The organism is Lysinibacillus sphaericus, from assembly GCF_015844675.1.
In the GTDB taxonomy this organism is placed as follows: domain Bacteria; phylum Bacillota; class Bacilli; order Bacillales_A; family Planococcaceae; genus Lysinibacillus; species Lysinibacillus sphaericus_E.
In genome coordinates, this window is record NZ_LDGC01000033.1 from 12,457 (window position 1) to 35,181 (window position 22,725).

A 22,725-nucleotide genomic window follows, 5' to 3' on the forward strand; every position below is an offset into this window, starting at 1 on the left:
TTGTTCTAATTGTTATCTAATATCCAATTCGTGGTTAAAAATAGTTTGTCGCTATAATACCATTAATAGGTGGAAATGATGGAGGTTTAATAAGAAGAAAAAAATAACTAGAAGCATTTTAGAATTAAGGTGCAAGATGAAACTTACAAATGTACATAGGATGCGTATTTTCGATCTGCTCTGTTGAGCAACAACAAAATAAACACTTAATAGAAGGAATCTACCTACCTTTACTAGAAGGTCTTATATAAACAATTATAAAGGGGTGATTCGTTGCGATTAACGAAAGGGATTTCAGGTTTTGATGCAGACCATCTAATCGAACAGGATATGCGTACTTTCCAGTCGATGGTTTATCATTTAGTGACAAGCGAACAACGAGCAAAAGCGTTGCAATTTATCGACCAGCCTCAGTTTGTTTATATGCAAGCGGTGATTCAACTGGAGGATGAGCGTTTGACAATTCTCCATCATAGGCTAATGCCTTATATTGCATTGGCTAAGTTTGATGAAGAGCTAAGCTTTCAATTTTTAACAAAAACTCACTTACACAAATATTTTCCGATGCGTAAATGCCTTACAGCTGATACATTAAACACATTGTTGACGCAAGATAAGGATTTGCACAGTTTATCTGAGTTGGAGTGGAACTATATTTCACACTTTGACAGTAAAACTATAGGGGATGTTATTTTTAATTATTGGGATTGATTTTTTAATAGAAGGAATAGCTTGCTTTTTAATGCTGTTCCTTTTTTTGTGTGTTAAAAGTACTGCTTTTGGTGTTCTGGTAGTCCATCTGTTTTATTTTTGGGTTTTATAATCTGCTATAAATTACATAAAAATTAACTAGTTATTTCATTTAATATATAAAAAATTCCTGATTCATCCAAGTTCGTCTTTAAAGTGGTAGATTACTAATGGTATTCAAATTATGATAAAGCACAATTTGCATTGTAAAATAAGGAGAATTTGAAATGAATTTTAAGTCTATTAGTAAAAGAATCGTTTTTTCTTTCAGCATTGTTATAGCAATCGTCATTTTATACATTGTTTACAATAACTTTGCAATAGAACAAAGCAATAGCGCAACGGAAAAAATCGTTGATGAAGAATTGCAATTATTAATTGCAGATTATGAGCAAGCTCAAACGATTTCGCTAAGAATTGCTGCGGCTAGAGGGTATGTACTTTCTGGCGAAGAAAAGTATAAGAAGATTTTTGAAGATACTGTAAAGCATGCTGTTGAGAACGAACAAAAGCGTTTAGAAATTACAGATTCAGGGGATTTCGGCAAAATTGCGGAAATGGCGAAGGAATGGAATAGCTATGTTGAAAAAGAGGTATTTGATGTTTATGATCGAGGTCAGAAGGAACTAGCAACGAAAAATTTAGCTTCTATGAATGAAAAAGTGACGGAAATACGTGAAGGCTATGAAGGATTAGCCGAGCATCGTAAGCAATCGATTAATGCGACTGGCGCAGATATTATCAGTGCAGGAGAGACTAAGCAGCTGACAGGTAGTTTTGTTGGAATTGTCATTGTAATCGTTTCGATTATAATTGCATTGTTAAGTGCTCGACTGATTTCAAGACCAATCATCGCTTTAACAAATCGTATGCAACGAATTACTGAAGGTGACTTAAGTGAACCTGCACTTGCTGTGAAATCCAAAGATGAGATAGGACAGCTTACAGAAGCGACTAATAAGATGTCCGATATATTGAATCGATTATTAAAGCAAATTCAAACAGTTTCTAATGACGTAGCTGCGCATAGTGAAGAGCTTATGCAATCGTCGACAGAAGTGAAAACGGGTACGGAACAAATTGTCGATACAGTTACTGAAATTGCAAGTGGCACAGAAGTGCAGGCGAGTAATGCATCAGACGTAGCGACAACAATGACAGAATTCACCTTAAAGGTGACAGATGTCAATAATAGTAGTACAGATGTTCAGCAATATTCCCAACATGTTATGGCTTTAACGAAAGAGGGCCAAAGTTTAATGGACGCATCAACTGCGCAAATGTCATCCATTCATCATATAGTGAAGGATTCTGTTTATAAGGTAGATGAACTTAGTAAACAAACACAGGAAATTTCAAAACTCGTAGCTGTCATACAAGATATAGCTGCACAAACGAATTTACTTGCTCTTAATGCAGCGATCGAAGCAGCTCGCGCAGGGGAGCATGGTAAAGGATTTGCGGTCGTTGCAGACGAGGTGCGTAAACTCGCTGAACAAGTAGCCGTCTCCGTGGACGATATAACGGGGATTGTTCAAAAAATTCAACAAGATTCTAACACGGTAACATCCTCACTGGAAACTGGCTATCATGAGGTTGAAAAAGGTACGGCTCAAATCGCATCTACAAATGAAACATTCAACCAAATTGCAGAGGCCGTTTACGCCATGTCAACGAATATTGATGGCGTGATGACAAAGCTAGAAGAGGTAGTACAAAATACCGTTACGATTAATAAATCAGTGGACGAAATTGCTGCTGTATCAGAACAATCTGCTGCAGGCATCCAAGAAACTTCAGCAACAATCGAACAAGCCGCAAGCTCCATGGACGAAATCAAAAATAGTTCAGCCAATTTAGCGGGCATGGCAGAAAATTTAAATGACCTTGTTAGGAAGTTTAAATTGTAATTGCATGTATTGTGTTTTGTAGAATTGAATTATGAAAATCGGTTAAACCAGCAATCGACGAGAAATTCGTGTGATTGCTGGTTTTATTTTTATGTGGTTTAGCAAGAAGGGTGAAATCAAAAGAGGAAATACCTTTATCAAATGTAGTTTTGTCGCTCTAAATAAAAGCTGGTTGTAAATTATTTATCCAAAAATTGAATAACAGGAAGTTCAATGAGGCTATAAATAAAATAAAACCGACAATTACTTTCATGTTTGCATGAATAAGCTTCGATAAGGAGTGTGGAGATGGCGACACTTGTTGTAAAGAGAGGTATTATGTACAAATACCAAAGCATTGGGCAGGCGATTCAAGAAGCAAAGCCGGGAGATTTTATTGAAATCCGGGAAGGGATCTATGAAGAAAGCTTTGAAATTTCCCAAAGGCTTACATTGTATGGGGTAGGAAATGTGGTCATTAAAGGTGGCGTGTTTATACGCTATCAGACACTTGTGAATATGCGAAATTTGCGTTTTACGCAAGGGCAGGGTATTTATGTAAAGGGAGATTTACAACTAGAAAACTGTGTCATTGAGCAGCAAATGGTGCAAACACAAGTAACCGTGAGCTTCGGAAGTTTAATGATGAAAAATGTTGATATTTTAGCGAGTCCTATCAATCATGTGGGCTTACGTATTGATAATGGTTCGAGTGTTATTCTTGTGGATACGACTATCCAGCATCATAAGAAGGCTCAAATTATGGTGCAAAATAGTGAAATCACTTTGACGAATTGCATGCTATTGGAAGGGCGAGCAAATGGCATTTATGCAATACGGAATGTGAAAATGGAGATGGTGGATTGTGAAATTCATGGACATCATAAGGCACAAATTGTTGCAGCCTCCAGTTCAATTTCAATGATGAATACCCTTATTCACCAAGGGCAAAGTATAGGGATTCAAGTTTTTGAGAACACGAAGCTATCGATGGATGGCTGTGAAATCAAGCAACATCAAGACACGCATTTAGTTGTTCATCAAAGTGAATTGTTCGTAACGGATTCTATCTTTTCTGATGGGGTGGGAAATGGCCTTTTTCTTGGCGAGAAATCGAAGGCGATATTGTACGATTGTAAGATTTATCGGCATGTGAAATCTCAGTTATTAATTGAAAATAGTAAAGCGGAGTTTCGTACTTGTAGAATAGAAAAGGGAGAGGCAACGGGAGTAACGGTTGTTAATGAAGCAGATGTAACGATGACAGAATGTAATATCCAAGAACACCCGCAATTTCAAATGATTGTTGATGCCAGCGGGCTAATGCTCAATCAGTGCATAATTCAATTTGGGCAGGCAGGTGGTATTTATGGCAATGATCATGCTAAGGTTTCACTCCAGAATACCATAATCCGAGAGCTCGAAAGTCACCATATTTATATTAATAACGCTCGGCTCTTTACTGATAATTGTACTTTCGAACATATTCGTGCGAATGCGATTACTTGTATTGATGCTATTTTTGAAGTAGCAAATAGTAAATTTAAAAACTGTTATGAAGGTCCGTATGCAATCGTTTGGTCTGATCAGTCAATGGGCCGTTTTAAGCATTGTACGATTGATGAAGTCCATCGTCCATTTTTAGCGGTGTCCAACCAATCTTTACTTGAGATGGTGTACACAGATCTAGGTACTGTAAAAATGCCCTCTATTGTACAGGGTAAAAGTCAAATATTTATCGAAGGGTATACGAACAAGGCGTTGTGGAAGAGTGATTCATCGTCGAGAATCGTTTATTTGCAAGCCAATGCTAAAACAAAGCACGATGTAATAAATCAAGCAGAAGCAACCGACATGCAAATACTGGACGAAAGATTACGAATACAAGTCGAAAATTTACAAAAACTTAACATTATTGCCTCGACGAATAATGTTAATAAAACAGTATAGGTAACGAATAAAAAAGTAGGATAAGTAGTTTCAATTATTTTGAAATTACTTTTTTTATGGGGTAAAAGTACTGTTATAACGATGTAAATAAATAGAATGGGTACGTAAAAAGACACTTCTTCATTGTTTATAGCCATTTATATTTGTATGTAAACGGTTTCTTTATAATGATATTTACACTGTAGCGCTGAAATCTAAAATTCGACAAAAGCACTTGTTATTTTTATAATAGAGTTAGTGAATAACAAGTATCGATCTAGGTATTGTATTAAAAGTTATTATTAAATAATAATGTTTTTTTACAGAGGTTAAAATTTTATTACATTTAAGTAGATTTTGGATTGTTTAATTTGTATATGTTATCTTATAATCAGGGGAAAAAAAGTTCATGGAATGCTTTACTAGTTCGTTGTTTTAGTAATATGAAAAATGATTGTAAAATAATAATTGGATGAAGTAGAGGTGAAAAAGGAATGTTTGGGCTGACAAAAGAAGAAATTATGTTAATGCTTGAGAAGGCAGGATTAGAGGAGATACAAAAAAATGCAATTGCGGACATCCTGCATCTTAACAATTTGCGAATCGAGCAACAACTTGCATTTATTATCCATTTAGTAATGGACGAGCGAGAAAGAAGTATTGCCAACAATACATATTTAAATTAGAAAATATTGTAGGATGAGTAGCTATCTTTTTTACATATACCATATTATTTGCGATTAATTGACAAAAAAATAATAACCCTTTAAAACGACTATATTATCCTACTTATAGATGAATAAAATCACAAGTGCTATTTGCTAAAGGCACTTGTGATTTTTTTTGAACATAAACCTCCCTTGTGAATGGTAAAATTTGAAACTTTTTTATTTTTCAGAACGTAGAGAGATAAGATAGAAAAGAACGGGGAGGGGAGTAGTTTGAAGCAAGCGTTAATGATACTTGATATTCAAAATGATTACTTTAGCGATCAAGCGAGAATGCCTGTAGCGAAGCATCAAATTGAGCCAACTTTAAATAGCATAAATGACCTTATAAAAGGCGCTGTAAAATCAAATGTTCCAGTCATCTATATTAGAAATGAGTTTGAGCGAACGCAGGTACTTTCGAATCTTTTACGAAAATTCACAGCTTTAAAAGGAAGTAAGGGTGCTGAATTGGATGAACGATTATTAAGAATTGATAGTGAGTTTTTTTCAAAAAAGAAACCGGATGCATTTAATAATCCCAACTTAGTAACGTATTTAAAAAATAATGACATAAACGAGTTAATAGTAACAGGTGCATTTATTGAAGGTTGTGTCACAGCAACTGTGAAAGGGGCTCTAGCTAGAAGTTTTGCTGTAACAGTTGTGAGAGATGCAGTAGCAGGTGCTACAGATCAAAGTAAGGAAACCGCCTTAACAAAGCTAGCTACACAAGACCTCTTAATCCTTACTTCTCAGCAGGTTTTTAAAAGCGACAATGACAAGGGGGAATTTTGACATGACACTTTTACAGCGATTGATTGAGCAAGCTAAACAACCAAGAGGATTCGTAGGCTCATTGATGTTACGAATTATGAATAAGGCACATAGCGGTATGAATACTTGGCTCATGAAACAGGAAGCTGTAAATGATGGTGATATTGTGTTAGATATTGGATGTGGAGGTGGAAAAACGCTTCAATCCTTATCGAAAATGAATCCAAGTGGTAAAATCTATGGTATAGACTTTTCTGCGCAGGCGGTTAAAGATTCTTCGAAAACCAATCAATTGGATGTGGCGAATGGAAAAGTGATCGTAACGCAAGCAAGTGTTTCAAGCATTCCGCACACGGATAAGTTTTTCGATACGATTACAGCGTTCCAAACGCATTATTTTTGGCCAGATTTAGCAAATGATGTGAAGGAAGTATTTAGAGTGTTGAAGGACGATGGAAAGTTTATCATCATTTCGGAGCTCTATAAAATTAATTATCATATGAAAGCTTATAAAACTAAGTCTGAAATCAAGCAGTTGTTTGAAAGTGTTGGATTTCAAACTGTTACTATACGAGAAAACTCGCAAAAAGGTTGGCTTTGTATTACTGGAATTAAATGAATCATAGTAAATGGAGGATATATCAATGAAAAGATGTGAATGGGTCAAGCAAGATGAGCCTTTATATGTTGAATACCATGATAAAGAATGGGGTATTCCTGTCCATGATGATCAGCATTTATTTGAGATGCTCTGTTTAGAAGGGGCACAGGCTGGTCTTAGCTGGTGGACGATTTTACAAAAGAGAGAGGGCTACCGGGCAGCTTTCGACCAATTTGATGCTTCGAAAATTATTCTCTATACGGAGGACAAGCTACAAGAGCTTAGACAGGATTCTCGCATTGTAAGAAATAAGCTTAAAATTGCTAGTGTTGTAACGAATGCGCAAGCCTTTTTGCGTATACAGGAGCAGTATGGATCCTTCTCTCAATATATTTGGGGCTTTGTCGACCATGAGCCGATCATCAATGAATGGTCGTCCATTGCAGACGTACCTGCTACAACAGAAATTAGTGAACGTATGAGCAAGCAATTAAAAAAAGACGGCTTTAAATTTGTTGGTAGTACGATTTGCTATTCATTTATGCAGGCAACAGGAATGGTAAATGACCATGTCGTCGATTGTTTTTGTCGCAGTAAAGGTGATAGCTGATGAAAGTTGTGGATATTAAGGCTCGATTAGTAAGGCAAGCAACGATCTTTGAAACGGGTGGTATTAGACCTACACATGACCTGCTAGAAAGCTGGATTGGCTTTGTAGGATGGTCATTACCTGCAGAGGGGTGTCCACGAGGGTTTCAGCCACTTGCTACATTATTTTTAAAGGAGCTTCCTTATGTACCGACATCGCTTCAACAAATTGAGCTGCTAACGTTATTTATGAATGAAGAAATATTTGATCACCTAATAGAAGATGATCTTAGCCGTTTTTTTGAAATAAGAGCATATACTTCTTTAGAAGGTTTAGTCCAGCAAAATTGGCAGCATGACCGAATTCGAGCTTTCCCGCTTATTCCGAAAATGGTTGACAATGATTATCCGACATGGGATGGGGGAGGGATTCCGTCTGATGTGGAGGATGAAATTTTGAGGCTAGAGCACGAAGAAGATATTGAGTACTTCGATGATATCGTTGAAGAAATATACGCCGTGCATAAAATTGGTGGCTATCCAGCTTTTTGCCAAAGTGGTCGTGATTACGGTGAGGAATTTCCGTTTGTACTCCAAATTGCGTCAGACGAGAAGGCGTATTTTAATATCGTCGATAATGGGAATTTCTATTTCTTTTTTAATCGGGAGCTAAATGAGTGGCGTGTAGATTGCGATTTTTATTAGCGCTAAAATCATTTCAAACAGTAATGTTACAGTGATGGCATGATGAGGAGGAATAAAGATGAGGAGACATACTTCCGAAGTTAGAAAAGTAAAGAAGGTGAGAAAAATGGAAAACAAAACAGTCATTAAGAGTGGTATTAGTTTTGGCACAGTATTGGCGATTACTATTTCTTGGAGTGTCAATCATTCGATCATCTGGGCCATCATACATGGTTGTTTAAGCTGGTTATATGTCATTTATTACGCAATATTTAAATAGAATCCAATCAAAGAAGCGCAAATTTGGAACGTGACACTGTGCAATTGTTTAGCGATACATAGCATCGTATACATACAATAACGAATGTGTGCCTCTCATAACTTTTGAGCATTTAGCATAAATAACTAAGTGCTCTTTTTTTGATGAAAAGCTCATATTCAGAAAGATTACTAACATCTTTCCATGTATCGTAGAAGAAAGGTTGATAGGATGACACATCAAGTAACCGCCAAAAGCAATTTTGATTTTAATGCTTCAGGCGTTGATGAAATATTACAAAATGTAGCGTATATATTATCTACTTTCGTAATTTCTTGCCCATTGTACAGAGATTTTGGTTTTAGACTAGACACTCTTCCACCTTTCCAGCTTGCCAAAAGACGAAATACTGCACGTCTTTTAGAAAGCATTCAACGTTTCGTGCCACAAGTTATCGTTATAGATGTAGATTATCTTGGAGATGTATATGTAGGAAAATTAGAACCAGTTGTGAAAGTTATCGTTAATAAATGAACTATAAGGTGATTTTTGTCCTTTACAATAATTTTGCCAGGTGAATTAAATGGTAGCCTGGCAAATTGATAAAAATCATTTCGATCATTGCTGTACATTACGGGAAAATGGGATCAATTCATGATTTGAAAAGAGAAGCGTATTCTATTAAAAAGATGGAATGGAGAGAATATATGAGAGGGTTCATGAAAAGCCTTTTTATTTTATTTTCCGTGATCGTAATAGTTGCTGCCTTGATTAAGTTTAATCAACCTTCAATTGAAAGACCCATTCAAAAAAATCCCGATACAAATTATAATGAAGTAATTGGTGAAAAATTACAAAATACGAATTTTACAAAAAAAATTATAGTAGCATTACGAGCAGCAGGCTATTATCCTGATAGTACAATCGGCTACTTAATTGAATCTCCAAACAATCAAGTAATTACTATACAATTACATAATTTAGATACATTAGAAAAGAGTACAGAAAGCGAAATCCAAAAAATCGTCAATAGTATTGCGGAAACAAATGATCTTCAGCTGTTTATCGTTAATGTCAGACTTATTGATTCATTAACAACAAGTAAGAATGGTAAAAGACCTCTAACAAGTTACAGAAAATTTGTGTGCTATAATTAAGAAAAGAGGTGATCATTCTGAGAATTTTAGTTTTAGGCGCCACTGGACGCGTTGGTAGCCACATTGTTTCCCTAGCTTTACAAGATGAACATAGCGTTACTGCTTTAGTTCGTACTCCAAATAAGCTAAACCTAAATGATGAAAAATTACAGATTGTACAAGGAAATGTATTAGAAAAACAAGATATCGAAAATGTCATGGCGAATATTGATATTGTGATCAGTGCATTAAACACGGATGGCACCAATACATTAACGAAAAGTATGCCGCTAATTCTTGAAGTAATGGAAAAACAGCATGTGAAAAGAATTATAACGATTGGAACTGCTGGAATTCTACAAAGTCGTCTGACACCAAGTGTATTGCGTTACCAATCGAGTGAGTCCAAAAGAAAAACAACCTTTGCGGCAGAAGAGCATCATAACGTCTATCAGTTATTGAAGAAATCTGACACTGATTGGACAATCGTCTGTCCTACATACTTACCTGACGGTGAATATACGGGTACCTATCGCATTGAACAGGACTTTTTACCGGAGGGTGGGGGAGAAATATCTGTAGCAGACACGGCAGAGTTCGCCTATCAACAAATTCAGAATAAGGAATATGTGAAATCGCGTGTAGGTATTGCTTATTAGATTTCTAAAAAAGAATAAGAGTGGACAAAATGAGGCTGAAAATAGACGGATGGAAGTGGAAGTTTGGCAAATCTTGTTCAGATAAAGGGAGCGTTAATCAAAGAATGATTAACGCTTTTTTGTTGGATTGAATAGATAAGAGACATTCAATCGGGGGAAACCAACAACTTTTTTCAAATTTACTCATAAGATCAATTATTTGATATGGCATGCAAAGGTGTAATTTAATGAAAGAAGATCTCTTTCTACAATGGGTTCTCCACCTGCTTTTAGACACCTTTCACTAGCCAAATTAATTTCCTGTTGATTAAAATATGATTGCACCCCAGTTAAAAACACTACGCCAAAAACAAGTAATAGACCAAGTTTTAAAAATGGCCTTTTCATTTTATCGCTCCTTCTTTTGAACATGAAGTCCTCTTCATCAATACTAATGAATCCTTAACGCCTAGAAGTCACACAACTATTAATTACCGTTTTATGGTGATGGCTATTATTTACAGTTTAATGGAAGAACAGAGGGAAGTACATATTACATAATTCCTTAAAACGTTTAATGTTTCTGTTGTTAAAGTATGAAATGAGGAAACAGTAAATGAATAGAGAAGGTTAATTGACTAGTTGTATACATTTGTATACACTGTTAATTGTATACAAATGTATATAACTAGAGGAAAATGAAAATGAGAAGTGAAAAAATGAAGGAAATTAGAGAAGAGGGACATCATCGAGGGGGACGTCATAGAGGAAGAGATGACTCTCATCAACGTGGCCCTAAAACTTTCCGTCGTGGAAGAGCTATAGCTTTTTTAGAGATGATGAACTTAAAGCGTGCAACGATTAAGCAACAATTAGAGCAACCAGAGTTTCAATCGATTCAGCCAATATTAGTGGGGGAATTAAAAGCCATTGATATGGTCATCAATGAATTCAGTCAATTATTTGAAATACATGAAAGTGAAACGCTGGATACACCCGACAATCAACAGGATGTAAAATCTATAAACCATGATGAAGAAGGGAATAACGTAAATGAAAATAATTAATTCTTACATTGATTCTGTGTTCCATACGCAAGACTCTATTTTAGAGGACGTTATTACATCCATTGAAGAAAACGGGATGCCTGCCATTTCTGTTTCTGCTTCTTCTGGAAAACTTTTAACAATGCTTGTCTCGATGACTGGCGCTAAAAACATTCTTGAAGTAGGGGCTCTCGGGGGTTATAGTGGCATTTGTCTTGCTAGAGGGTTCGGTAGTGATGGGAAATTAACTTCGCTAGAACTAGAGGAAAAATACGCGCAGTTAGCTTACAGGAATTTATCGAAAGCAGGTTTTGCTGAACAAGTGACCTATATGACAGGACCTGCATTGCAAAGCCTTGAAAAACTGGAGCAGAGTAATGAACGATTCGATTTTTTCTTTATCGATGCTGATAAGGATAATTATGAAAACTATTTAAATTATTGTGTGAAGCTAGCAAATCCAGAAGCTATCATAATTTCTGATAATGTCCTTGCTAATGGGAGTGTGGCGGATCCAAACGCTAAACCAAAGTACTATACGGATGTAATGAAGAAATTTAATGAAGCAGTAGCGAACCATCCTCAATTAGAGTCGATTGTTATTCCAATTGGTGATGGTATGACACTTTCTAAAGTGAAGAAGTAAACGCACTATTTTCTTTCGAAAGCACTGACGGACTACATGTTAGTGCTTTTCTGCTTTACCATTTTTTTAGTCTACAAGTATAAATAATTGAGTATCCATCCGATAATCCCAGCAATGATTCCAACAATAATTAAGAGATGTCCATGCTTTTTCTCATAATAATCATTTCTTAAAACAATGCCCATACAAATGGCCATAATACCACAAAACAATTGAAAAAAGACAAGTGCAAACGAAGCGTTTAACCAACCAATTAGTATGAGTAGGGATTTAAGTGAAGATTTTAACGATATGGCTCCAATCTATATAAAATTTCATTTTTAAATTTCCTCCCAAATTAGGGGATTTGTTCTTATAGTATGTGAGGAAAATTGTAACATATGGTAATAGGTGAAACAAAAAAGGCCACCACAATAGTAGTGACCCTTAGTATCAAGTCAGGAGGTGTAAGGTTAATTAGCTTTACACTACTATTTATATGATGTAGAAGCAATTAAAGTTAGTTTTGTGCCTGCAAACTAGATTTATTTTTATACTTATTACAGCACGTGTTCAAACACCCATTAAAATAGAGGAACTCAGTCAAAGCTCGGCACTTTCTGTGGCATTACCGAAATTGTGTCGGCCTAGCGCAAAGCCAATTCCGGACGCAATTGTGTGAGGCATAATTGCTAGGATACCACTATCAATTAACTAATTTTAGTTCCGTTTGGTACTGATTGGTCAGGCGTTAATAAAATCACATCGCCTTCTACCGGAACGCCACCAATCACTAAAACTTCAGATTTAAAGCCTGCTACACGACGGGGAGGGAAATTAACGATTGCTACTACTTGTTTATTAATAATTCCTTCAGGTGTATAGTGCTTAGTAATTTGAGCAGAAGATTGCTTGATGCCGATTTCTTCCCCAAAATCAATTTTCATTTTAATGGCAGGTACCCTTGCTTTCGGAAGTTCCTCAGCTTGGATCACAGTACCAATTCTAATATCAAGGTTCATGAAGTCTTCTATAGTGGCCATAAAAAATACTCCTTTATTTAATTTTTAATTTGTATAAATTCTTGTAAATTCTTTTCAATGAAATTATTTATTTTTTCTATAGTAGTTGGAAAAATATTTTCGAACATTACATAAAGCGATTCAAATGATGCATGGAGCTCTTTGTTATGATTTAATTCATTACGAGTAATTGAAAAATTCTCTAATGTCATAGGGTGATTATGTCGTTTTAGTTCTTGCTCTATTTTATCAAGTAGTAAAAGAAAGGGTTCATCATCAAAATAATTAAAACATGCTTTGATAGCTTCCCAACTTTTAGGTTGAGCCATGAAATAAGCACTCCACCAATAAAATTCGATAAGAGATTTATTAATATGGGTATAATAAACATTGAACATAAATAATGCTCTTTGACCTTCCGTAAGTTCCTCATAAAAATGTTCTTTCACACCCAACTGCGTTTTTTCGGACATTCTTACCTTATAAATATTAATAAGCGGATCGAAGCACCTTTCAAATAGAGTGGAGCAATTGAAATCAAAATCCTCTACATTTACCTTTATTAACAAAATAATCACACTCCTTCCCAATAATATAACATTATGGCATTGGAATGTGCAGCGTAATTTCCATACATTTTGGATTGGTATTCGTTTTGGATACAGCTAAAAGTGCACCTCAACTAATAATTTGTTGTAAAAAAATGACTTTCATATTTGTCACGTTGTATAATTAAATTCATATTTTTCGAAAAACTAAATAGAACGGAAGTGGGTAGAAATGAAACAAATTATTGCATTAGGAGGAGGAGGCTTTTCTATGGAGCCTCATAATCCTTTATTAGATACATATATTTTACAGCAGTCTAACAAAGCTAATCCTAAAATCTGCTTTGTTCCTACTGCTAGCGGAGACTCAGAAAATTATATTGAAAGATTTTATTCTTTCTTTAATTCACAACCATGCACACCGTCCCACTTATCACTTTTTTCTCCTCCTACGCGTGATTTAGAAAATTTTATTATGGAAAAGGATATCATTTATGTTGGGGGAGGAAATACTAAAAACCTTTTAGCCTTATGGAAGGAATGGTCGTTAGATAGTATTTTTAAAACTGCTTGGCATGAGGGAATCCTTTTAACAGGTATTAGTGCTGGGTCAATTTGTTGGTTTGAGGAAGGAATAACCGATTCATTCGGGGGAGAGTTAGAGCCGATAAATTGTTTAGGGTTTCTTCCAGGTAGTAATTGTCCTCATTATGATGGAGAAATCAATCGAAGACCAGCTTATCAACATTTGGTGAAAGCGAATAAACTCTCATCTGGAATTGCCGTTGATGATGGAGTAGCCGTTCATTTCAACGATCAAGAAATTCATAAAATCGTTAGTTCAAAACCAAATGGGAAAGCATATAAGGTCTCTTTGGAAAATGATATTAAGGAACAAGAGTTAGCTGTGGAGTATTTAGGGAATATATAAATATAGCTAAAAAAGCCTACTCAGTGATTTTTCATGTCCTGAATAGGCTTATACATTTTTAGAAGAAAAACGTCTTTACTTTTTAACGGTTAAAATCATGTACATATGATTCAAAGATGAGGGTTAAGCGTTTTTAAATGTTAATGAAGCAATAGGAATATCTATTTTTTTATGAATAAGAGATTTTCCGCCCTTTACCAAAAGGAATACATAATGGTGTGCCAAAAATAGGATCATTCGTCATTTGACAGTCTAGATCAAAAACATGCTTTACTAATTTCGTCGTCATGATTTCTTCAGGTCTTCCTTGCTGGAAAACACCTTGGTCACGAACTGTTATGATGTGGTCAGCATATCGACATGCTAAGTTAATATCGTGTAAAACCATAATAATTGTTCGTTTTTGTTGTTGATTTAATTCAAATAATAAATCTAAAATTTCTATTTGATGTGTTAAATCTAAGTAAGTAGTTGGTTCGTCTAAGAGTATAATATCTGTATCCTGTGCAAGTGTCATAGCAATCCAGGCACGTTGACGTTGGCCGCCTGAAAGCTCGTCCACCGGTTTATCCTGTAAATGATCAACACCTGTTGCTTTTAAGGCGTTTAACACTATTTCTTCATCTTTTTCTGTCCATTGCTTGCGCCAGCTTTGATGTGGGTAACGACCTTGCTTAACAAGCTGTAGGACTGTTAATCCCTCTGGTGCAACTGGTGATTGCGGAAGAATAGAAAGTTTTTTAGCTACTTGTTTAGTCGATAATTTAAAAATATCTTGACCATCTAATAATACAGAACCGTTTTTAGGCTTTAATAATCGAGCAATGGAGCGTAAAAGTGTAGATTTTCCGCAACCATTGGCGCCAATTAGCACAGTAATTTCATTCATTGGAATAGATAAATTCAGATTTTCAATAATATTGGCATCACCATAATTTAATGTAAGTGATTTAGTTTCTAATGTTATAGACATGAAATTTGACTCCTTTATTTTCTAGGGTTTCTAAATAATAAATAGATGAAATAAGGAGCACCAATGGCAGCCGTAAACACACCCGCTGGTACTTCTAAAGGACTAAATGCTGTACGTCCGATAATGTCTGCAACCATTACAAGTAATGCGCCAATGGCAGCAGATGTAGGGATTAACACACCAAATGAAGGCCCTACAATGCGTCTCGCAATATGCGGTGCCATTAAGCCGACAAATCCTATCGCTCCCGCAAACGCAATCGCACTAGCAACTAGACTTGAGCTCAAAATTATTAGTAAGAGTCGTGCTTTTTGTACAGACTGTCCTAAACTTGCAGCCGTATCATCACCCAATTCTTGGACATTTAACTGTCGGGTAATAAAAAATGTTATAAGTAGTAGAACTAGTATTAAGGGAACTACAATTTGAACTTGATTCCAATCAGCACTTTTGACGCTCCCTGTAATCCACTTATTGGCTTCACTAGCTTGATAGATGGGGCCAATAATCATTAACATTGTCGTAATGGCTTGCATAAATGCAGAGACTCCGATACCGATTAACACAAGGCGGGTAGGTGTCACACCATCTTTCCAAGCAAATACGTAAACAATAAGTCCGACAATGGTTGCTCCGATAAAACCTGCCAGGGGTAACCATTCGATACTAACTGTTAAAGAATGATTAGAATCACTAAACATAGCTAAAAAACCAACGACCGCCGCTCCGCCACCTGCAGAAATACTGATAATATCAGGGGAGGCTAGTGGGTTTTTAATAATCCCTTGTAATATAGCGCCCGCCACTGCTAAAGCCATTCCAGCAAAAGCAGCAAGAAATATTCTAGGCATTCTGAAATCAACAATAATTAATTGATCGAACTCAGAACCTTTGCCGAACAAAGTTTGGATCACCGTAAAAGGATTTATAAACGAATCACCAAATGAGGCACTAAAGAAAAAAACGGCTAGTGTCATGATGCTAATAAACGTAAGTTTTTTAGAAGCTTTAACATCAAGTAAAAACGAGATTTTATTTTGTAGTAAACGTACTGTCTTTAACTGTTTCATTATTTTTTTCCACCTTTTCGCGCAAGGTAAATAAAGAATGGGGTACCAATCATCGCTGTCATTACTCCTACTGGTACTTCTTGAGGCATAATAATATAGCGGGCTGCCACATCGGCTATTAGTAAAAGAATACCACCTAATAGTGCAGCCATTGGAATGAGCCAACGATGATCTGTGCCAACAAACTTCCGCGCAAAATGGGGTACCACAATTCCGACAAACCCAATAGGACCAGCTATCGCAACTGAACCACCTGCTAATAAAATGACAATAATACCTACCATTAACTTCATCAATCCTAAAGGTAATCCAAGGCCTCTCGCTACATCGTCCCCAAGAGCAAGTATATTCATTTTAGATGAGATTAATAGAGCACCAATCCATCCAATTACTAAATAAGGTAATACAGATAATAGAATTTCAAGCTTTCTGCCTTGCACGGAACCAGCTAACCAAAACAATACTTGTTCGAGTGCTGCTTCGTTTGTTGCAAGTAATCCTTGCGTAAAAGAAGCAAATAATGCACTAATAGCGGCACCTGCTAACGTTATTTTGACGGGCGTTACTGCGTCTCGTCCAGCCGAGCTAATAGCATAAACAGATAAAGCGGCTATTGCGGCACCTAAAAAAGCAATCCAGGCAAAGGCTTGTAAACTTGAAACATGGAAGAAAATCATAGCAAAAACAACCGCGAAGCCAGCTCCAGCATTAATTCCTAATATTCCTGGCGAGGCTAAAGGATTTTTCGTTAACGTCTGCATGAGCACGCCTGTAATAGCTAAGGAAGCACCCACACAAGCAGCGATTAGAGCTCTAGGAATACGGACATTTTGAATAATAATATGCTCGTTAGAATGATTAAATTGTGTAAAAGAGTCAATAGTCGTTTGAATGGACGTATTTGCATAGCCGTATACAATACTTATTCCCATACAAAGGAGTAGGAGTAGTGTTCCTACAATTAATGCAATTGTTTTAGAAAAATTATTTTTTAAAATCATATAAAGTTGTACGCTTCCTTCAAATAGAATGTGTTTTCATATTAGTTAAATAAATCATTGACAATAATAGATTCTTACAATATGATTAATTTCGTTCTCAAGCAGTTGAAAGTGATTCTCATTATCATTGAATCTGCTTAAACATTCTATCATATACATTGGGGGAAGAAAAGATGCAAAAGGCATTTCAAAAACTACTAGTTTTGCTTGCTGTTGTCGCTGTGTTTGTTTTAGCTGCATGTGGCAATGACAAGGAAAACACGAAAGAAGAAAGTTCAACTAAGAGTAATGCTTACAGTGTCGAACATGCAATGGGGACAACTGAAGTTAAAGACACACCAAAACGAGTTGTCGTTTTAACAAACGAAGGGACAGAAGCACTTCTTGCTCTAGGTATTAAACCAGTAGGGGCTGTACAAGCATTTTCAGGTAATCCTTGGTATGACCATTTAAAGGATCAGTTGGAAGGCGTAGAAGTAGTTGGGGTTGAGAGTGAAGTTAACATTGAAAAAATTGCTTCTTTAAAACCAGATTTAATCATTGGAAATAAAATAAGACAAGAGAAAGACTATGCAAAATTAAGCAAAATTGCTCCGACAGTTTTCGCAGAGACATTACGCGGTGATTGGCAAGACAACTTTAAACTTTATTCAAAAGCGGTAAATCAAGAACCTAAAGGCGAAGAAGTTTTAAAAGCATATAATGATAAAGTTCAAGCTGTCAAAGAAAAGCTTGGCGATAAAACGAATCAAGAGGTGTCATTCGTACGCTTTATGGCCGATAAATCTCGAATCTACTATACAGATTCATTCTCAGGCGTAATTTTTGATTCATTAGGATTTAAACGTGTACCAGAACAAGCGGAACTATTTAAAGATAATGCGAAATTAGGAAAATTAGCTGTTGAGGTAGGAAAAGAAGTAATTCCTAAAATGGACGGAGATGTACTTTTCTACTTTACTTACATGCCAACAGGTGATGATACAGCATTAGCTACTGAAAAAGAATGGACAGAAGATCCACTTTGGAAAAACTTAAGTGCAGTACAAAAAGGGAATGTCCATAAAGTTGATGATGTAATTTGGAACACAGCTGGCGGCATCCTTGCAGCAGAAATTATGCTGGACCAAATTGAAGAAATTTTTGTTAAATAACAAAGTTGACCTAAATTATAAAACGCTATACTTTCATCGACGAGGATGATTGTATAGTGTTTATTATATGAGCTAACAGGCTCTACCTAAATTTGCAAGTCGCTTTATGTTCTCTAATGATACATAGATCCTAGTCCAATAAAAAATTCACCTTATAGCGAAACAAAAGAGGGGAACTATGCGTAAAATAAAGGTAGGGGGGATTTAGGGTGAAATATTTGTCAATTGGCGTTTTCTTATCACTTTGTAGTGTTTTCATATCAAAGATTTTGTGGGGAATGGAAAAGATTTATGTAGTCCCAGGAACAGTTGGCTGTATTTTTATTGTCATTTCAATGGTTTTTTCAGGGTCCATGGCCAGTGGGGATCGGATGAGGGCAAACTTAGCAACCGAAACTACAGAACATCGAGACGAACGTCATAAAATCACGATAAATTCCTTATACATTGCTTTACCAAATATTATTGTTGCAGTTTTATTTTACTTTTTAAATAAATGATCAAGATTTTTGAGTACCTTAAGTATAATGAAAAAAGCTTCTAATGAAGTTGGAATCAATAATAAAAGGTCACTCGGACAAAAGTGACCTTTTATGATTTAACTGTAGTATGTTAGGCTGGTAAGTTATCCTACTATTACTATTGATGTTATTTAGCAATAGAGAGTATGGAATGATTGAATGTAACAATGATAATTAGCATTAACTTTTTTCATTTAAAATCTGAATAGTAGTAAAAGACTTCATTAATAGTTCATGAATGTTGCACCGACAATAATTAAAAGAATAAAGAGGACTACAATTAGAGCGAATGCTGAGCCGCCGCCGTAGCCGCCGCCACCACCGCAGCCGTAACCGCCGTAACCACCGCCGCCATATCCTCCGTAACAGCCACAGTTACCATAACTTCCACCTTGGTAGTATCCCATAAAATATCCCTCCCTTCTACAATCTATAATATGTACTTGTGTAAAAAGGAGGGGAGGTATTCATCTAGATTTTACACAATTTCGTTTCAGAAATAGGAAAATTTATCATGAGGAATTACTCTAGAAAAAGGAACACATAAGTAAAAAAGTTCCTCGGATTTTTAATGTTTTTTAGAAAGTAAGCACGTTTACAAATGACAATTAAATAAAAAAACATTTTTATAGAATAATAAAATTGAAACCAATACAAATTTCAATCGTATATAATAAGGAAGAATTTCGGAGGTGAATGTACTATGCCATTTATCGGATGGGCCATATTAATTTTTTCAATTGTATGTTACTTACCTTTTTTTATATGGCTTTCCGCTAGTTATCTTAGAAATGGGGATCAATCAAAAAGAAAAAATAACTATTGGTTATTCTTGATGTTAGCTGGATTATTAAATTCATTGAATTTGTTTTTGTTTAAGATGAAAGATACATATTTCTTGGCAGTAATAGTCATTATCATTTTAATATCGAGCTTATACATGTTCTTCATCGTTCGGCAAGATAAAAGAAAAGCGATGGAATGACTAACGAAATGTTTGGAAAATACAAAAAAGTATCCCTTTGAATGTAGACTAATTCAAGGGGATATTTAAAAAATCTAGAAAGTTCTTCGCTATCTAGAGGATTCGATTTTACCTCTGCTTTTTAAAATTTCTTCTGTTCTAATACCCGCATTGAAAACGGACACTACCATAATAAAGAAAAATAGAATTTGAATGAACCTATCTGGTGTCCAATAGCCCAAATAATTCATAAATACAAGAATGACAAATAAAATAGCAGTAACAATGGGGGAATAAAGGCGTAAATTACGAAACATTTTATATCCTCCTTTTTAAGTTAATAAACTATATTATTCTAAGGGTAACATAAAAAGAGCCTAAGAAAGACTCTTTTTAAAGTGGTTTATTCATTATTTGTTTCAAGACCGAAGTCGCTACTGTGCCTAGACATATACAAATGGCATAAATAATACCGCTAATGATACCAAAAAAATCTAAACCAAAAGGTAAAAGAAAAGTAGCAATACCTACTATGTAAGAGAATAGCCCAAATACCCTAGCTAGTTTATCTTTATCCCCCAAAAAACTTTCCTCTTGGTAACCCGCAATAAGCCACAGTTTCTTTTTTATATGGGTAAGATAACCCATGAAAACAAAGATTAAAGCAAGAACTATACATATAATATATCCAGCAATCATTTTCGCCACCTCACTTATTTTAAAACTAATAAATATACGAATAAAACAAAAATGGGTTTTCCAAATTATTACTGAAGGTGATCTATTTCGAAGATATTTCATTATAATATACTGTGCTGACTCCCACTAAATTTGAAAATGCTTATATATTAATCTGAATAAGTATAAAAATATTAGGGGAATTAAAATAACAATGAAAGAGAAGTAAAAAAAGGGTCACTCGAACCAAAGTGACCCTAAACCACAAACTAGGAGGGCAAAGCTAAGTTAGCTTTACACTACTATTAATATGATTTGGTAGCTATGTTTGTATAGTGAAATGCCTCTGAATTAGATTAAAAAATAAAATCTAGGGGTGGTGTTTTAAAATTTTGTTTCTGTCACTTTTTCTACATGTACTTCTTATAGAGATATATGTAACAATCATAGAGATATATCTACAAAAAACAATTAAGAAAGTTTGTTACTTAAAGCTTCTTGTAATATTAATAGAGAAAACTCGTGGTCATTAATAACATAAAGTACTTCGTCCGGCTCAACCCAAATGCGTGAAATCGTTTCATGCTCTCGAAGAAAGGGGAGACAGTCTTGTACTTCCATACAATAAAACATTTGATAACCGATTAACGGGTACTCAGCTTTGAATAGAGGATTCTCTTCGTGGCTGACTTCAATGGCTCCTATATAGTTGACAGGACCTTTTACATAGCCTTCTTCAAATGCCTCTTCAGGTGTTTCTTCATTTTCTATATGACCGCCAGGAAAGTTAAATCCTCGCCCGTCTACATGAACTAGCAAAACATTCTCATTATAAAAACAAACTCCATGTACACTTGTTACTTGGCTGTAATCGTGAATATTTTTATTTGGTAACCACGTCAGTTTAAGATAATGTCCGCTCCAGTCCACGTAGGTTTCGTTGTTGATATGTTGTCTCCTTTTAATTTCGAAAATCAATATATTTCCATTTTAGTTAATAAAAATATATATGTAAAATCTTTTAATAAAGAAATATACAAGTTTTAAGGGGCCAATCTGGAAATAAAGCACAAAAGCCGGCGAGGGATGCTGGGAGTTCATCAACTAAACAAAATACAAAAAGAGTCACATTTAACTAGGTGTGGCTTTTTCTTATGCATCTAATAGCTATAAAAAGAAACAATGGAAGTCATCTTAATGCCAGATCAGTAAGGTGCAGCGATACTTGACATCAACTACACGCAATGAAAGAGGTGGTACTATGCAAATAACAAATGGTAAATGGATTTTTGATTCTGAAGTGATCGATGAAGTTGCGAACAAAATACAACGAGATGAGCAGGAGCGAGAGATGGTAAATGCTTTTGCTCGCTATGCCTACCTTCGATACAAGCAGATTCGAGATAGTGTAAATCCTCGTAAATGTAGATATATGAGGATTGATCAAGTGCGTGAACAATTAAAATCACCAGCGAAGCTACGAATAGTGAGCAGTAGATTTTCTATTTCAGAAGAAGAAGTTGTTTATATCGTAGATTTTGTGAAAAAGTATTTGAAGTATGTTAAATAAATCAAAATCTCCCGGTCATAAAATTTAACCCGGGAGATTTTATTTGTTTGTTGATTTTCTTGAACGAAGTAGGTATCTTGACTTTGAACATGCGCAGCCTGTTAGGTTTGTTAAAAAGGCCGAAAGGATATCATTTCTCATCTCTCCACACTATATAGTATGATAAAGTGTAGAATTAAGGAGCGTGAGAATATGAGATTCATTAAATTCCTTCTAGTTATTGTCATTGTCCTCGGTGCTATTGGTTATGGGGTTTATCATTATGGTGTGAAGTTTGCATCCGAAAAAGTCGCTGATACAATTTCTTCAGAATTAGAGGAAAGAGGTCAAATGGATGAAATTAAAACAACGATTGAAAACGACCCTCAATTAAAATCATTTATGGAAGAGGCCAAAACAGCAGATAGTAGCAAGTTACCGTTTACAACAAAAGAAGAGGCGACTAAAGTAATCATTCAAAAAGTTGGTATTTCGGAGCTTAATAATATAAGAACAAAAGTACAAAATGGTTCAATGACGCAAGAACAAATCATTCAAGAGATGGAAGGTAAATTAACAGACGAAGAAATTTTGGCACTAAAAGTAATCGTCTATAAAGAATTATATAAATAAAACGTTGACAGACCAAAAAAAGTAAAAAAACAGGACATGCCATTGTAGCGTG

The 22,725-nt window shown here is 35.4% G+C and carries 29 protein-coding genes; 19 read left to right on the forward strand and 10 right to left on the reverse strand.

Going from position 1 to position 22,725, the window contains the following annotated elements:
* The first annotated feature begins 273 nt into the window (after positions 1–273).
* From ABE34_RS10590 to ABE34_RS10645, 12 genes are all read left to right on the forward strand, one after another.
* Positions 274–711 carry a hypothetical protein gene (locus tag ABE34_RS10590; RefSeq protein WP_197142363.1) on the forward strand — a complete coding sequence of 146 codons (438 nt, stop codon included), beginning with the start codon at positions 274–276 and terminating at the stop codon, positions 709–711.
* Between the two features lie 266 nt (positions 712–977).
* Complete coding sequence (locus ABE34_RS10595; protein WP_197142365.1) at positions 978–2,660, forward strand: methyl-accepting chemotaxis protein; 1,683 nt, start codon at positions 978–980, stop codon at positions 2,658–2,660.
* A 288-nt stretch (positions 2,661–2,948) separates the two neighbouring features.
* Positions 2,949–4,589 (forward strand): right-handed parallel beta-helix repeat-containing protein, encoded by a 1,641-nt coding sequence (locus ABE34_RS10600; protein WP_197142367.1) that lies wholly within the window; start codon positions 2,949–2,951, stop codon positions 4,587–4,589.
* Between the two features lie 473 nt (positions 4,590–5,062).
* Positions 5,063–5,254 (forward strand): hypothetical protein, encoded by a 192-nt coding sequence (locus ABE34_RS10605; protein ID WP_079560942.1) that lies wholly within the window; start codon positions 5,063–5,065, stop codon positions 5,252–5,254.
* A 255-nt stretch (positions 5,255–5,509) separates the two neighbouring features.
* Positions 5,510–6,073 carry a cysteine hydrolase family protein gene (locus tag ABE34_RS10610; protein ID WP_197142369.1) on the forward strand — a complete coding sequence of 188 codons (564 nt, stop codon included), beginning with the start codon at positions 5,510–5,512 and terminating at the stop codon, positions 6,071–6,073.
* A gap of 1 nt (position 6,074) precedes the next feature.
* Complete coding sequence (locus tag ABE34_RS10615) at positions 6,075–6,671, forward strand: class I SAM-dependent methyltransferase (RefSeq protein WP_197142371.1); 597 nt, start codon at positions 6,075–6,077, stop codon at positions 6,669–6,671.
* Between the two features lie 25 nt (positions 6,672–6,696).
* A complete protein-coding gene (locus ABE34_RS10620; protein WP_197142373.1) occupies positions 6,697–7,263 on the forward strand; it encodes a DNA-3-methyladenine glycosylase I in 567 nt (188 codons plus the stop codon).
* On the forward strand, positions 7,263–7,946 hold the full coding sequence (locus tag ABE34_RS10625; protein WP_197142375.1) for a DUF1963 domain-containing protein: 684 nt from the start codon (positions 7,263–7,265) through the stop codon (positions 7,944–7,946). The genes ABE34_RS10620 and ABE34_RS10625 overlap by 1 nt, the downstream gene beginning before the upstream one ends.
* A gap of 58 nt (positions 7,947–8,004) precedes the next feature.
* Positions 8,005–8,205, forward strand: a complete 201-nt coding sequence (locus ABE34_RS10630) for a hypothetical protein (protein ID WP_197142440.1) — start codon at positions 8,005–8,007, stop codon at positions 8,203–8,205.
* Between the two features lie 210 nt (positions 8,206–8,415).
* Positions 8,416–8,718: a hypothetical protein gene (locus ABE34_RS10635; RefSeq protein ID WP_197142377.1), complete on the forward strand. Its 303-nt coding sequence runs from the start codon at positions 8,416–8,418 to the stop codon at positions 8,716–8,718.
* 65 nt (positions 8,719–8,783) lie between these two features.
* A complete protein-coding gene (locus ABE34_RS10640; protein ID WP_197229822.1) occupies positions 8,784–9,341 on the forward strand; it encodes a hypothetical protein in 558 nt (185 codons plus the stop codon).
* 17 nt (positions 9,342–9,358) lie between these two features.
* Entirely contained in the window at positions 9,359–9,979 is a 621-nt protein-coding gene (locus ABE34_RS10645; protein ID WP_197142432.1) for an NAD(P)-dependent oxidoreductase, read from the forward strand.
* A gap of 195 nt (positions 9,980–10,174) precedes the next feature.
* Here the strand turns inward: ABE34_RS10645 and ABE34_RS10650 are convergent, their stop codons facing one another.
* The gene (locus ABE34_RS10650; protein ID WP_197142381.1) at positions 10,175–10,366 is read right to left on the reverse strand and encodes a hypothetical protein; all 192 of its coding nucleotides are present in this window, start codon (positions 10,364–10,366) and stop codon (positions 10,175–10,177) included.
* Positions 10,367–10,662: 296 nt separating this feature from the next.
* Here ABE34_RS10650 and ABE34_RS10655 point away from each other — a divergent pair, with 296 nt between their 5' ends.
* Together ABE34_RS10655 and ABE34_RS10660 are read left to right on the forward strand one after the other, a co-directional pair.
* Entirely contained in the window at positions 10,663–11,025 is a 363-nt protein-coding gene (locus tag ABE34_RS10655) for a hypothetical protein (RefSeq protein ID WP_197142383.1), read from the forward strand.
* Positions 11,012–11,650, forward strand: coding sequence for an O-methyltransferase (locus tag ABE34_RS10660; protein WP_197142385.1), 639 nt, complete (start codon positions 11,012–11,014; stop codon positions 11,648–11,650). Before ABE34_RS10655 ends, ABE34_RS10660 begins: the two co-directional genes overlap by 14 nt.
* 689 nt (positions 11,651–12,339) lie before the next feature.
* Here ABE34_RS10660 and csaA read toward each other — a convergent pair.
* Together csaA and ABE34_RS10670 are read right to left on the reverse strand one after the other, a co-directional pair.
* A complete protein-coding gene (gene csaA / locus ABE34_RS10665) occupies positions 12,340–12,672 on the reverse strand; it encodes a chaperone CsaA (RefSeq protein ID WP_197142387.1) in 333 nt (110 codons plus the stop codon).
* A 17-nt stretch (positions 12,673–12,689) separates the two neighbouring features.
* The gene (locus ABE34_RS10670; protein WP_197142389.1) at positions 12,690–13,220 is read right to left on the reverse strand and encodes a hypothetical protein; all 531 of its coding nucleotides are present in this window, start codon (positions 13,218–13,220) and stop codon (positions 12,690–12,692) included.
* Positions 13,221–13,431: 211 nt separating this feature from the next.
* On the opposite strand from ABE34_RS10670, the gene ABE34_RS10675 reads away from it, so the two are divergent.
* Complete coding sequence (locus ABE34_RS10675) at positions 13,432–14,130, forward strand: peptidase E (RefSeq protein ID WP_197142391.1); 699 nt, start codon at positions 13,432–13,434, stop codon at positions 14,128–14,130.
* A gap of 169 nt (positions 14,131–14,299) precedes the next feature.
* Here the strand turns inward: ABE34_RS10675 and ABE34_RS10680 are convergent, their stop codons facing one another.
* Genes ABE34_RS10680 through ABE34_RS10690 form a run of 3 tightly spaced genes read right to left on the reverse strand, consistent with a single transcriptional unit; the run spans position 14,300 to position 17,174 of the window.
* Positions 14,300–15,103 (reverse strand): ABC transporter ATP-binding protein, encoded by an 804-nt coding sequence (locus ABE34_RS10680; RefSeq protein ID WP_197142393.1) that lies wholly within the window; start codon positions 15,101–15,103, stop codon positions 14,300–14,302.
* Positions 15,104–15,117: 14 nt separating this feature from the next.
* Positions 15,118–16,173: a FecCD family ABC transporter permease gene (locus ABE34_RS10685; protein WP_197142395.1), complete on the reverse strand. Its 1,056-nt coding sequence runs from the start codon at positions 16,171–16,173 to the stop codon at positions 15,118–15,120.
* Positions 16,173–17,174, reverse strand: a complete 1,002-nt coding sequence (locus tag ABE34_RS10690) for a FecCD family ABC transporter permease (RefSeq protein WP_197142397.1) — start codon at positions 17,172–17,174, stop codon at positions 16,173–16,175. The genes ABE34_RS10685 and ABE34_RS10690 overlap by 1 nt, the downstream gene beginning before the upstream one ends.
* 173 nt (positions 17,175–17,347) lie before the next feature.
* Here ABE34_RS10690 and ABE34_RS10695 point away from each other — a divergent pair, with 173 nt between their 5' ends.
* Positions 17,348–18,328 (forward strand): ABC transporter substrate-binding protein, encoded by a 981-nt coding sequence (locus ABE34_RS10695; RefSeq protein WP_197142399.1) that lies wholly within the window; start codon positions 17,348–17,350, stop codon positions 18,326–18,328.
* 209 nt (positions 18,329–18,537) lie between these two features.
* Positions 18,538–18,828, forward strand: coding sequence for a DUF5316 family protein (locus ABE34_RS10700; RefSeq protein WP_197142401.1), 291 nt, complete (start codon positions 18,538–18,540; stop codon positions 18,826–18,828).
* A 245-nt stretch (positions 18,829–19,073) separates the two neighbouring features.
* On the opposite strand, the gene yjcZ is transcribed toward ABE34_RS10700, so the two are convergent.
* From yjcZ to ABE34_RS10720, 4 genes are all read right to left on the reverse strand, one after another.
* On the reverse strand, positions 19,074–19,256 hold the full coding sequence (gene yjcZ / locus ABE34_RS25425; protein WP_197142403.1) for a sporulation protein YjcZ: 183 nt from the start codon (positions 19,254–19,256) through the stop codon (positions 19,074–19,076).
* A 667-nt stretch (positions 19,257–19,923) separates the two neighbouring features.
* The gene (locus ABE34_RS10710) at positions 19,924–20,130 is read right to left on the reverse strand and encodes a hypothetical protein (protein WP_197142441.1); all 207 of its coding nucleotides are present in this window, start codon (positions 20,128–20,130) and stop codon (positions 19,924–19,926) included.
* A 76-nt stretch (positions 20,131–20,206) separates the two neighbouring features.
* Entirely contained in the window at positions 20,207–20,512 is a 306-nt protein-coding gene (locus ABE34_RS10715; protein ID WP_197142434.1) for a DUF3784 domain-containing protein, read from the reverse strand.
* Between the two features lie 450 nt (positions 20,513–20,962).
* Complete coding sequence (locus ABE34_RS10720; protein ID WP_346655551.1) at positions 20,963–21,421, reverse strand: NUDIX domain-containing protein; 459 nt, start codon at positions 21,419–21,421, stop codon at positions 20,963–20,965.
* 295 nt (positions 21,422–21,716) lie between these two features.
* Between ABE34_RS10720 and ABE34_RS10725 the strand changes: the two genes are divergently transcribed.
* Positions 21,717–22,061, forward strand: a complete 345-nt coding sequence (locus ABE34_RS10725) for a hypothetical protein (RefSeq protein ID WP_241747051.1) — start codon at positions 21,717–21,719, stop codon at positions 22,059–22,061.
* A gap of 192 nt (positions 22,062–22,253) precedes the next feature.
* Positions 22,254–22,673, forward strand: coding sequence for a hypothetical protein (locus ABE34_RS10730; protein WP_197142405.1), 420 nt, complete (start codon positions 22,254–22,256; stop codon positions 22,671–22,673).
* Positions 22,674–22,725 lie beyond the last annotated feature (52 nt).

Coding starts and splice junctions, on each gene's coding strand:
- ABE34_RS10595 (WP_197142365.1), top strand. CDS start 978: ATGAATTTTAAGTCTATTAGTAAAAGAATCGTTTTTTCTTTCAGCATT.
- ABE34_RS10600 (WP_197142367.1), top strand. CDS start 2,949: ATGGCGACACTTGTTGTAAAGAGAGGTATTATGTACAAATACCAAAGC.
- ABE34_RS10605 (WP_079560942.1), top strand. CDS start 5,063: ATGTTTGGGCTGACAAAAGAAGAAATTATGTTAATGCTTGAGAAGGCA.
- ABE34_RS10615 (WP_197142371.1), top strand. CDS start 6,075: ATGACACTTTTACAGCGATTGATTGAGCAAGCTAAACAACCAAGAGGA.
- ABE34_RS10620 (WP_197142373.1), top strand. CDS start 6,697: ATGAAAAGATGTGAATGGGTCAAGCAAGATGAGCCTTTATATGTTGAA.
- ABE34_RS10625 (WP_197142375.1), top strand. CDS start 7,263: ATGAAAGTTGTGGATATTAAGGCTCGATTAGTAAGGCAAGCAACGATC.
- ABE34_RS10630 (WP_197142440.1), top strand. CDS start 8,005: ATGAGGAGACATACTTCCGAAGTTAGAAAAGTAAAGAAGGTGAGAAAA.
- ABE34_RS10635 (WP_197142377.1), top strand. CDS start 8,416: ATGACACATCAAGTAACCGCCAAAAGCAATTTTGATTTTAATGCTTCA.
- ABE34_RS10650 (WP_197142381.1), bottom strand. CDS start 10,366: ATGAAAAGGCCATTTTTAAAACTTGGTCTATTACTTGTTTTTGGCGTA.
- ABE34_RS10655 (WP_197142383.1), top strand. CDS start 10,663: ATGAGAAGTGAAAAAATGAAGGAAATTAGAGAAGAGGGACATCATCGA.
- ABE34_RS10660 (WP_197142385.1), top strand. CDS start 11,012: ATGAAAATAATTAATTCTTACATTGATTCTGTGTTCCATACGCAAGAC.
- csaA (WP_197142387.1), bottom strand. CDS start 12,672: ATGGCCACTATAGAAGACTTCATGAACCTTGATATTAGAATTGGTACT.
- ABE34_RS10675 (WP_197142391.1), top strand. CDS start 13,432: ATGAAACAAATTATTGCATTAGGAGGAGGAGGCTTTTCTATGGAGCCT.
- ABE34_RS10680 (WP_197142393.1), bottom strand. CDS start 15,103: ATGTCTATAACATTAGAAACTAAATCACTTACATTAAATTATGGTGAT.
- ABE34_RS10685 (WP_197142395.1), bottom strand. CDS start 16,173: ATGAAACAGTTAAAGACAGTACGTTTACTACAAAATAAAATCTCGTTT.
- ABE34_RS10690 (WP_197142397.1), bottom strand. CDS start 17,174: ATGATTTTAAAAAATAATTTTTCTAAAACAATTGCATTAATTGTAGGA.
- ABE34_RS10695 (WP_197142399.1), top strand. CDS start 17,348: ATGCAAAAGGCATTTCAAAAACTACTAGTTTTGCTTGCTGTTGTCGCT.
- yjcZ (WP_197142403.1), bottom strand. CDS start 19,256: ATGGGATACTACCAAGGTGGAAGTTATGGTAACTGTGGCTGTTACGGA.
- ABE34_RS10710 (WP_197142441.1), bottom strand. CDS start 20,130: ATGTTTCGTAATTTACGCCTTTATTCCCCCATTGTTACTGCTATTTTA.
- ABE34_RS10715 (WP_197142434.1), bottom strand. CDS start 20,512: ATGATTGCTGGATATATTATATGTATAGTTCTTGCTTTAATCTTTGTT.
- ABE34_RS10730 (WP_197142405.1), top strand. CDS start 22,254: ATGAGATTCATTAAATTCCTTCTAGTTATTGTCATTGTCCTCGGTGCT.